This is a genomic window from Kitasatospora sp. UYEF31 (assembly GCF_057291755.1).
Window position 1 is genome coordinate 152,477 of sequence record NZ_JBXAWK010000005.1, and the last position, 10,806, is coordinate 163,282.

Genomic DNA, 10,806 nt, shown 5'->3' on the forward strand with positions numbered 1-10,806 from the left:
GGGACGCCAGTTTCAGTATCGGCCGGATGGTCACCATTCGACAGGATCCGGCCAGCCGTCTGCGGGCGGACTCATGTTCAGCGGCAAGGTTCCGTCCGTCGCGGACTCAGCTCCACTGCAAAAGCCGTTGATGCGCGACTTTCGGTCCATCGGCCCCTGAATCCGCTCTTCAGTCACTACCGGCTCGCTCAGCAGGCTTCAGACCCGATCAAAAAGCCGCAGAACGCCGCCTGACGGCCTCTACTGACCACCCGGAGCCTCCCATCCCAGGTTGATCATGAAAGGCGCTCTGGGGCGCCATTCTGGCGGTCGATTTTTGCCCGTTTTGACGGAAAGCTGCGAACTTTTGTTCCGTCAGGCGCGGCCCCTCCACCTGCGGGGAGATGACCTCACGACACGCCATCCGACCTCCCGATCCGTCAGTCTCTGACGGTCGTTTAGTAATGTCTACCAACATGACGACGGCAAACCCGATAGAGCGTGAAAAACTAATCAGCGCCATGGCGCCCCAGCAGCGGCGCCTGCTCAAGACCCGCGCTTCCGAACTCGGTCTGGCTGTGCAGGACGCAGCCGAGCAGGCGATCCGAAACTGGCTCGAGACGCCCGGCAACGCCCTGGTCGACATCAAGCCGGACGAGCACCGGCCGTGGGGGACGTACCTCCCCACGGGAATGCCCGGGGTTTTCAAGGAAGCCTGCAGCGACCGCGGAGTCACCTACATCCAGGGTCTCTCCCAGGCCGTGAGCGGCTGGCTGGAGGAGAAGCCCTCCCCCACTGAATCCCCCGTGCCACAGCCGGTGATCCGCATCATGGTCTGCAATCAGAAGGGCGGCGTCGGCAAGACCTTCATCTCCGGCGGTCTGGCCCAGGCGCTCGCCGAGCTCGGGCAACGCGTCCTTCTCGTCGACTACGACCCGCAGGGCCACCTCACCCAGGGTCTCGGTCTGCCCATGATCGACGAGGGCGAGGATTCGCTGCTCGACTACATGACCGGGCACGCGAAGGGCGACATCCGGGAGCTCCTCGTGACGCTCCCCCAGGAGCGCTTCGGCGGACGCCTCGACGTGCTTCCGGCGTGCATCGACTCCTACCTCGCCGACGCCGCGCTCGGTCCGCTGCGTGTCAGTCACAACACAGTCGAACGGGCCCTGACACCCCTTGAGGGCGACTACGACGTAATCGTGTTCGACGGCCCGCCGTCGCTCGGCCTCGCACTGGACGCCGCACTGTTCTACTGCCAACGACGCGACGGCGAGCGCACCCAGCGGTCCGGTGTGCTGATCCCGGTCAACGCGGACATCCACTCGTACAACGCGTACAAGATGCTCCGTCAGCAGATCGACGACCTGGGCATCGACGCCAAGGCCGACATCGACTACCTGGGCCTGGTCCTCAACGAGTTCGACGGACGGCGCGGGCAGGCCGTCCAACGCAGCCGGGACTCCTGGTTGGAGTTCATCGACCCGGGTGTGCTGATCGTCATCAAGGCGCTCAAAGAGGCCACCGAGTCTGCGGCGGCCACCACTCCCCTGCTCGAGTACGCACCCACGTCCGAGCACGCGGCCGTCATGCGTGAGCTCGCCAAGGAGCTGGCTGCATGAGTCAGAACAACCGCAGAAACGTGTCGGCCGGGTTCAGCGCCGACGCCGACGAGAAGGAGCGGCTGACCCGGGGCGAGATGCGACGCCGCATGCTCGATCGCCAGCAGCAGCAGGAAGACGAGACTGCGACTCCGACTGCGCCGGTGGCTGCGGTTCCGGCCCAGGCCCCCGTTACGGCGCCGGTGGCCGTCGTCGTAGCCCAGCCCACCGCAGTCATCAAGCGCGGTGAGGGCGTCGGGTTCCAGCGCCTCGAAGATGGCACAGCCTCCGAGAAACTCGCGCACTACGAGCGGACGATCGCCGACGCACACGTCGCCGTGCAGGCGGCACTCCAGACCGCACATGAGCAGTGGGTGCTGTCGGCGGGGCAGTCTCTTCAGGAGATCCGCGACGAGCAGTTGTTCCGGCAGAAGGGCTACACCTCGTTCGAGGCGTACGTCCAGGAGCGCTGGAAGTTCCAGCGGGCCCATGCGTACCGTCTCATCGACGCCGTCCCCGTCGTGCGCGCCCTACTCGGCATGGTCCGCACGGAGCTCAAGGAACGCCAGATGCGAGCCTTGGTCCCGGTGGTCCAGAAGTACGGGGACCAGGCCGTACAGGAAGTCTGGGAGGAAGCTGAGCGACGCGGACGGACGTCAGGCGCAGGACTGGAGGAAGCTCGCGCCATGCTCGGCTACGGAGTTGAGGCAGCGCCCGAGAAGGGGGAGGAGCCGGCCCCGCGCACCGGGACGTCGGTAGCGATACTGCAGCGGGCGTGGAAGCAACTGGACGCCGACACGATCCGTACAGCCGCTGGCGAGAACCCGACTGAGGTCAGGCGCATCGTGTCGGGCCTGAGGGTGCTGCTGGACACGATTGAGAAAGAGATCGAGGGCTGACCAGAGCATCGCACTCCGCTCCAAGGGAAGTCCGCGCGACCGGTCAGCTCTGCGCCGTACTGAGGGCTGGCGATGTCTCCCAATTGGGAGACATCGCCAGCCCTCATTGCTCCCTCTCCCCTACTCCCAGTCTCTGTTTCGGAAACATCCCCTGAGAACTCTCCTGAACACGTCCCTGAACAACCGTGTCTCCCAATTGGGAGACAGTCCGGAGAACACATGTTCCGCCCCGCGTCGCATTCGGTGCCCTTGAGGGAGGTCGGACGATGAACCCGCTCGTCTTGCCAGTCGGCATCGGGACCGCCGGCCTAGCCATAGTCGTGACCGTCGCCCTGCTCCTGCGCTCCAGGCGAGGCCGCGCTCAGGACCAGCTCAATGCCGAGGAACGCGGCAAGCTCGCCGAAGAGCGCCGCAGGATATTGCGGCGGCGACTGGGAGCCATTGCGCTCGCCATCGCCTTCATCGTCATCTTCTGCATCGCGGCCATCGCTGCGTGGCTGTCCTTCGGCGCCCAGCGGCAGTACGCCTTCGACCGCAACGGTGGTTCGTGGGATGCAGCGACTGGGTTCGCGATACTGCTCGACGCAGGCGCCCTGGGCTTGTCGTTGATGCGTCTCTTCGAGGCGCTCACCGCTCGGTCCTCGCAGTTGACCCGCTTCTACCTCGCCGGCTTCATCGTGGCGTCGGCAACAATGAACCTCCTCCACGCCCCGCACGAGTTGGGGGAACCCGTTTCGGTCGGCAGTCGACTCGTCGCTGTCATCCCCCCACTGGTGTACGCCATCTTCCTGGAGACCCTGCTCAAGAAGGTCGAGCAGTTGGTTCTCGGGCAGCACCCCAAGCGGAAGAAGGCTAAGGAGTTCCAGCGCGGCCACAGCCTGCTGCTGTGGGTGCCCTGGCCGATCGGGTCACCGGTCAGAATGTGGCGGGCCTGGCGGGCGGATCTGCTGAGCACGATCCCGAACGTGCGGGCGCCGGGATCGATGAAACCACGGGTGGAGATGTCTCCCGGTGGTACAGCCGTCGGCTGGGAGACAGTCGCCGGCAGTACAGCCACTGCCCAGCCGACGGCAGCACTGCACTTTCTTGAGGTGCACTCAGAAAGTGCACCTACTGAGGAAGTGCACCTTGGAAGTGCACGTGCGGAAGTGCACCCCGCGGAAGTGCACCCCGCGGATGGAAGTGCACCTGAGGAACCCTCCGAAGAGGTGCACTTCGAAGATGCGGGTGCATCCTCCGCACGTCGGGCCGGAAGTGCACGTGCACTTCCTGAGGTGGCTGAGGAGTCTGTGCCCGAGGTGCGGGTGCACCTCTCCCCCGAGGTGCACTCCAAAGGTGCAGAAACTGCACGTGCACTTCGGGAAGTGCACGTGCAGTCCGCCCCGGAAGTGCACCTTGAACATGCGGATGGTGCACGTGCAGAGGTGCACTTCGAAGGTGCAGAAACTGCACGTGCAGAAGTGCACTTCCCACAGCCTGAGGTGCACGCGAGAAGTGCACGTGCAAAGCAAACCGCTGCAAGTGCACCTTCGGATACTGGAGAGACCCCTGACCGGTCGACTACCCGGCGCACCTCGAAGAAGGATCGGCTGCTAGCCGAGATACGCCTCGCCGTGGAGCAGGGCGACCTGCGGGTCTTCTCCACCGACGAACGTGTGCGGAACGCAGCTGCGTACGCCGCCAACGAGCAGCTGGGAAACCTACTGACAGCGACCGTCGTGCGGAACTACATCAAGGAGCTGTTGCCTGCGCTCGAAGCAGTCCGGGACGCAAGCTCGCCCGACTTCACCACCCCGGCCATCGGAGGCCAACGCGATCAATCGGACTCACTGAGTGAGTTCTGGACCAGCTAGGCCAACTCCCTAGGAATCTGGCGTCACGCGGCAGTGAGAACCTTCGCAGCGGTGTCTCCCAATTGGGAGACACCGCTGCGCTGCTTCCTACGCGATGGTCCACTCAAGCTGTCTCCCAATTGGGAGACAGCCACCGTGTGATTTCAGCGAACTCGCATTGATGGCGACGTCAGGTAGGTCCGTCACACCTAGCCCGAGGTCCGGGTACTGCCAGCGCATGGAGGCAACATCGTGGACGTGCTTGCCCGGGTTAGCCAAGTCTCAGTCGACGAAGGCCACCGCCGACTGAGCGGCCCCGCACGGACGACATGGTTCGTGCCGCCACCGGGCAGCACGGTTTCGTCCGTACATTCACACTGTCAGCAGCCTTGTAGCGCAGGTAGAAAGTGCTGACGGGGCAGCAGAAGTGGGACAGCTGGACAGCGGGGACCGGAATGGGGTGACCCGATCCACGAGCCGTTGGGCATCGATCGGGCTGCTGGTATCAACCATCAGCAGCTGCTCATCGAGGCGGAGCAGCATCGGGCAGGTCGCCTGGGTGTCCACTGCCCCTCTGTGCGATTTCCTCGTTCGACAGCTGTTTCTCCAGATGCCCTGGGTGCCGCACTCGATTCTAGAATTTCTCGGCAGTGAGCGCAGGATCACGCACACAGAAGACTTCGACGGCGACACTCACTGGTGGGCCCAGGCTCCCGGCAAGGCTGCGGGCCAAGGTGCTCTTGCCGCTTCCGGGCAGGCCACTCACGATCACGAAGGAGTTTTCAAGCACGGCCACAGTTTGGCGGGACTCGGCGGAGAGATCGCAAGCCGGTTCGTCCTGAAGTCCAAGAAAAATCCAGAGGAGTCCGGGGGAGTGGACACCCGGCCTCCTGGACCCTCACAGGCCCACAGGACACCCTCCCGAGGCTCGCGCATTAGCCGGACATGCACAGAGGCTGCTGGGGCCTCCTGAGTGGCCTCAGGGCCGCCCTGTACCCGAACTCCCTTAGATGGAGACTGGAGTTGGTGTCTCCCAGTTGGGAGACACACTCGAAATCCAACCAGAGGGCCAGCAATTCGGAACCCAGCGTCCCCCGCCGCGGGCCGGCTCCCGGGCCTACCGTTTGCTCAGAGACGACTGTCACGAAGCGAAAAGTTCACCCTGTTCAGCTACAACGGATACTGGAGTTCCCGGTTGACGGGTTATTCCCAGCTTCTGCTCGGCCTCCGATGGTGGGCCGCCCCAAGCCCGGTCGGTGACAACTCCGGTGACTCCGGGGGAGATCGTGCGAGGGTCGACGGCTTCGCTGGGGGCACCGTAGGCGTACAGCCCGTCAGGGACCAGAGCGCGGTCGTTGTCCTTGAGCCAGAAGACCCTACGACGGAAACGGCCGGACGCCATCGAGCTGCGGGTTCCGGGGTGGAGGATCGCGTAACCCAGCATCCGACCTGGGTAGTAGTGCGGTTTCCGCCTTCGGTCGGGCAGTGCTTCGAGGCTCTGCCTGATGTAGTCGAAGTCGTCCACAGGCTCAAGCCAGACGATCTCAGCTTCGTAGGCGATCGCATCGGGAGTGATGAGTGCGCTCACTTCTCCTCCTCCTCTGAGGTCGTCAGGCAGATGCCCGGGTAGAACTTGCGCGCGTTCGAACGGAGCATCTGAGCGGGCGAAGCGATATTTACAGTCTCACGGATGCGGGCCGCAAATGCCCGGGACGATGTAGGACGCACACTTTCGGCAAGCGACCACTGTTCGTAGGCGGCGTACAAAGTCGCCTGTTCGCAGCGGATCGAGGTGTCCCCGGGCTTGAGCAGGCACATTTCGTCGAGGAACCGTCCGATGGTGTCCTCCTCGGTGGCGTAGGCCCTGGTGGCAATCCGTACCCTCCCTGGTCCGCCCAAATCGCGTTCGCCTGCGAGGTATCGGCGGGAGCCCTGGATCAGCCAGGCCAGGATGCCAGGACCTTCTTCGTCGCAGAGGCGGTCAGACAGGTTCTGGATCTTCGCGTGTTCCGGCACGGCACGCTGAAAGGGGACCAGACGGAGCCGACGCCAGAAGGCGTGCTTGGCGGAGTCGACCAGTGGTTTGTGGTTACCGATCAACCACAGGTGGTGTGTTGGGTTGAAGGTGTAGTTGTCCTGGCGCATCCGGCGTGCGGTGATGCGGTTGTTGCCGGTGAGTTCTTGGATTTTTCCTGTGTCGAACTTGTCGTTCGGACCGACTTCGTTGCACATGACAATGCGTCGGCCGTGAAGATCTGTGAGCTCAGTCGGGTGTGAGCTGTAATTCTGGGCCATCAGGAAGCCGCGTGGGGCTGCGTGGGCGTAGTCGCCGAGGAGGAGCAGGAGGAGGTCCAGGAGAACGCTCTTGCCGTTCTGGCCGGCGCCGTAGAGGAACGGCAGGACGTGGCCACCGACGTCTCCGGTGATGGAGTAACCCGCCATCAACTGGATGTAGTCGATCATCGCCCGGCCTTCGGCGTCGTCGCCGAAGGTGTCGGTGAGATACCGGTGCCACAAAGGAGTTGCCATCCCCGGGTCTGGCGCGAGGGTGGTAGAGCGGGAGTGCGCCTTCTCCGGGTGCGGGGGCGAGACTTCGCCAGTCCGGAGGTCGACGATCCCGCCGGGGGTGCACAGGCTGTACGGGTCCGCGTCGAGGCCGTCCGCATGCAGGATGAACGACGGCAGTGACTGTGCCATGGCGATGGTCGCGTTACGGCCGGACAGGGACCGGGTGCGGGTCCGGTGCCGCCACAAGACCGTGTCCGTGTGCTGGCGGCCAGGGTCTGTGGTGGCCAGGTTGTCCGCCAGTTGCATCACTGCATGTTGGACCGTCAGAGCCTCGTTGTCGTAGGTCCAACGATGTCCTTGCCAGCGGTACCAGCCGATGCCCGGGATGTAGCGGAAGCGGTCCGAGTAGTGCTCTGCCAGTGCCAGAGCATTGCCCTGGTCGTCAAGGCTCACTGGGACAATCGCATCATCGGACTTAGTAACCCGCGCCTGTGGTACAGGTTTTGCCCGCCGGGTCTTCTGCCGGGGCCTCGCCGGCGGAACGACAGCCGCGGGCTCCGGAGGCTTGCTGGCGCTCAGGGCCGATGCCAGTTGGCTCAGCGCCTGGAGCACCGCAGGATCGGAGAGCGCCGCCTGGTCGATGTTGGGCAGCAGAGTACCAAGAGCCGACAGAGGGTCGGCTGCTGCCTGCGCCCCCTGGGTTGCTCCAGGCAGAGGGGGAGGCGGCTCGTGAATGCTCGTCACCGGTGGGTCTCCTGAGCCGTTGTCCCGCTGATGTGGTTGGTGCGCACAGACAGGATAGCGACTGTCTTTCATCCCATCAGGGACTTCCTTCGGTCGCTCTCGGCGTGTCGGCCGATGTTGCCCAGAAGCCAACGTTTGGCCTATCGGATTGCCTGATCGGCCTAGACCAGCCAGCTGACCTGCAGTTATACCTATTGAGCGACCCTACTGACCAACCATTGGACGGAAACTCTGGACTGAAGGTGGACTGAAGCCCTTCGGTCCAGCGCTTCAGTCCAGGGACAAAACCGCAGGTCAAAAGCCTAAAGAACTAAAAACAGAGACTGATGGACTGTAATCTCTATGTTCCTCTCCTACGCGCGCGCACGCACGCACGCTTCCCCACTGGAAAAGCTCAAGTTCAGTCCATTGGTCCCTCAAGTTTCAAGACCAGACCTCTGACCTGCGGTTTTGTCCCTGGACTGAAGCGCTGGACCGAAGCCAATCACCGGTTCGGTCCAGTCATTCCTGAGCGACCGTACTGCGGTGCCTCAGTCCCTTCCCGCCGTTGGCGGGAGCTCTGCGCACGGTCTGACCTGGTCCTTCGCCTATCTGGACGCAATGACTGAGTCGCTGGTCACCTCGGGTTCGCGCCCCACGCAGCGGGCACTCCAACGCCACCTGTTCTGCACGGGGTGAAGCGCGTTGGCGCTGGAGCACCCGCTGCATCGGGTCGCCGGGTGGGGGTTTGTCGTTGGTGCCGTGTTTTGACCTTCTGGAGATCAGCTGACTTGTGACTGGGGCCGACTGTCAGAACGAGACAGCTGAGCGACTCTGATTTTTGTCTTCACAGAGCACGGGGTTCTACTTGCACAGGGCAGGCTTGCCGGCATGACCGTAAGGCCAGTCAGGTTCCAAGCGTGGGTCTCTGCCTCAGTCCCTGATAAAAACGCAGGTCAGAGGCATGATCTGACAGAACGAGCGACTGAAGGACCGAACTTCGCATATTGAGGTGCACTTGAGAGTGCAGTACATGCGAATAACTACTGAACTTCGGTCCATCAGTCGCTATAACACTCCATGCAGGCCTCTGACCTGGGGATTTGTTATGGACTGAAGTAGAGACCGGACTCACTCGCTCTGCGAAAAGACAGCAGGGATGCAGATGCGACTCTACGCAGTGACGTCCAGGATGGTCTACGGTCCCAGCACTCGGCCACCCATTCGGTCGAGACAGTTTGACTGGTGCTTGACGGAGCCTCAGAGGAGAGGGCACCAGGTCGCCTGTCTTCGGGGCAGACCCCGGCAGTTGACCTCTCCGGCACAGTGATCCACCGTCAAGAATCAGCTTCGTATGATTGATAGATCAAATCCCAGTGCTACAGCGGGCTCTGATGGGCTGTTAGGGCGACTTCATACGGACGATCGGGTGGTCTGGTACGCGAGTGGTGTCTTCGGGCATTCGGCTCAGCACAAAATCCAGACATGATCAAGAATTGGGCGCGCGGTTTGACCGCCGCACTACTGGCCGGCGGCCTGGTGGTCGCTACAGGTGGTACTGCACAAGCACAGAGCGACCGACTCGTGGTCGACGTGCCTGTCGGTACCTGGGCTTGGGTGACTTTCTCCGCACACAAGGAGAAGGGCGTCTGGCACGTGGACGGCACCATCGACCGAGATCCCTCGGCCGAGGGGTGCGCTGCCGTGTGGGTCGGGAATCCACGCTTCGGCAGCATCACAGGTGGTACTGAGGCGGCCCGGCAATGTGCTGACGGGAAGAAGGACTTCGCGTTCACGACCCGGTACTCAGCGATTGAGGCGTTTGTGGACGTGCCGCGTAAGTTCGACCCGTACTCGAGGTACGTCTCGTTCAAGTGAGTGGCGTATCGCGTGGCAGGAGGACGGCATCGGGTCGGAGCCGTGTACGGCACATCAGGACCTTCTTCCGAAGGTTCAAGAAACTGTACGTCGAGCTGCTCTGATCTGGTGCGCTACTGGTCGACGGGAGCGGAGATCTCCAGGACCGCCCGCACGCTGGAAGAAGGTTTCTGGGTTTGCTGCAACCCTGCGATGTCGTTGCCCGGAACTTCGGCAAAAGTGGCTGGCGGATTCAAGTGATCGTTGCAACACCAGTGTCGGATTCGCTTTGCTGGCAAAGGAGTTGGATCTCGACCATGCGGGGCCCGGATGCCTACCTGAGCAGCGTCGTCAGCGGCTGCTGGAGGCGATACTGGGCGTCGGGAAACTGAGGGAGCAGCGTGGGAATCGATGAGGTTGGTGCAGCCACGGACTGCTTGTTTGTGGGGGCGCTGGGTGAGATCCGTGGGGACGATGACGGTTCCGCTCCTTGTCTGGTTGCTCTGCACGGCCGCCCGACCCGCCACGTCTTTGAGCGTGCCGCATCCCTGTTGGTGTGCGAAGAGCCGGTGGAGCGGGAGCTAGGGGCACCGATTCTGCGCGAGCTGGGTCCCCGTGACGATGAGGGCCGTCGGCCGTTCGCCAGGGAGACGATCGATGTCATCGTGGCGGCGATGCATACTGAGCCGGACTCCTGGGTCCTCGGGTGCGTGATCTCTGTCCTCGGCTACCACAATGCCCGGGAAACCCTCGACCTGGTGCTGGGCTAGCAGGCTCATGCGGCGCAGCCCGTACGTTTCGCGGTCGCTGCCGCGCTTCCCTGCCTGGCCGATCCCGACCGTACGCAGGACCGGGTCGTCGAGGCCCTCCTGCGGCTGTCCGAGGACGATAGCAACGATGTGCGCTGGTACGCCCTGTAGGCGTTGTTCCATGCGACGGGGGAGTTACCGACGAGCAAATGTGCTTGTGGGCCACGGCCCTGGTCGAGCGAGGCGACGCGGAGCGACGTGCTCAACTACACCATTTCGGCGCGACCCTCGACGATCGTGCTGCTGCCGTCCTCCGTGAAATTCTCGGGCAAACACGGGGCACCCGAATCGGTGTCCTTCGGTGGCGAGGGACCGGATCACGCAAGCCTGTCGGCCAGCGCTTCCAGGTCCGCCGGTCAGGGGAATCCCGGCTGGGAGCGGAGGTTGAGGTCATGCACCGCGGGCGTCAGGTCGTGATCTGCGAAGGCAGAGTGACCGACGACGACGGGCGTCTGCTGTTCACCGTGTCGAGCAGCTGTCTGATCCTCCAGCCGAGAAGCTGACCTCGCCTATTCAACGGAAGTTGACCAACCGTCAAGTTGAACTGAAAAGGTGCCCCTGACCTGCCAGGATGCGATTGTCGAGAAAGCATTCAGCA

At 63.2% G+C, this 10,806-nt stretch carries 7 protein-coding genes; 5 read left to right on the forward strand and 2 right to left on the reverse strand.

Going from position 1 to position 10,806, the window contains the following annotated elements; translation table 11 throughout:
* Positions 1-500 precede the first annotated feature (500 nt).
* The 3 genes from AC0Z36_RS04370 (at position 501) to AC0Z36_RS04380 (ending at position 4,332) form a co-directional block, all read left to right on the forward strand.
* Positions 501-1,601 carry a ParA family protein gene (locus AC0Z36_RS04370; protein WP_485461315.1) on the forward strand — a complete coding sequence of 367 codons (1,101 nt, stop codon included), beginning with the start codon at positions 501-503 and terminating at the stop codon, positions 1,599-1,601.
* Positions 1,598-2,479: a hypothetical protein gene (locus tag AC0Z36_RS04375; RefSeq protein ID WP_485461316.1), complete on the forward strand. Its 882-nt coding sequence runs from the start codon at positions 1,598-1,600 to the stop codon at positions 2,477-2,479. The genes AC0Z36_RS04370 and AC0Z36_RS04375 overlap by 4 nt, the downstream gene beginning before the upstream one ends.
* A 266-nt stretch (positions 2,480-2,745) precedes the next feature.
* A complete protein-coding gene (locus AC0Z36_RS04380) occupies positions 2,746-4,332 on the forward strand; it encodes a DUF2637 domain-containing protein (RefSeq protein WP_485461317.1) in 1,587 nt (528 codons plus the stop codon).
* A gap of 1,120 nt (positions 4,333-5,452) precedes the next feature.
* On the opposite strand, the gene AC0Z36_RS04385 is transcribed toward AC0Z36_RS04380, so the two are convergent.
* Positions 5,453-5,899: a DUF6009 family protein gene (locus AC0Z36_RS04385; RefSeq protein WP_485461318.1), complete on the reverse strand. Its 447-nt coding sequence runs from the start codon at positions 5,897-5,899 to the stop codon at positions 5,453-5,455.
* On the reverse strand, positions 5,896-7,272 hold the full coding sequence (locus AC0Z36_RS04390; protein WP_485461319.1) for a DNA primase family protein: 1,377 nt from the start codon (positions 7,270-7,272) through the stop codon (positions 5,896-5,898). Before AC0Z36_RS04390 ends, AC0Z36_RS04385 begins: the two co-directional genes overlap by 4 nt.
* 1,854 nt (positions 7,273-9,126) lie before the next feature.
* Between AC0Z36_RS04390 and AC0Z36_RS04395 the strand changes: the two genes are divergently transcribed.
* Both AC0Z36_RS04395 and AC0Z36_RS04400 read left to right on the forward strand, forming a co-directional pair.
* Positions 9,127-9,420 carry a hypothetical protein gene (locus tag AC0Z36_RS04395; RefSeq protein ID WP_485461320.1) on the forward strand — a complete coding sequence of 98 codons (294 nt, stop codon included), beginning with the start codon at positions 9,127-9,129 and terminating at the stop codon, positions 9,418-9,420.
* 380 nt (positions 9,421-9,800) lie between these two features.
* Positions 9,801-10,169, forward strand: coding sequence for a hypothetical protein (locus AC0Z36_RS04400; protein WP_485461321.1), 369 nt, complete (start codon positions 9,801-9,803; stop codon positions 10,167-10,169).
* Positions 10,170-10,806 lie beyond the last annotated feature (637 nt).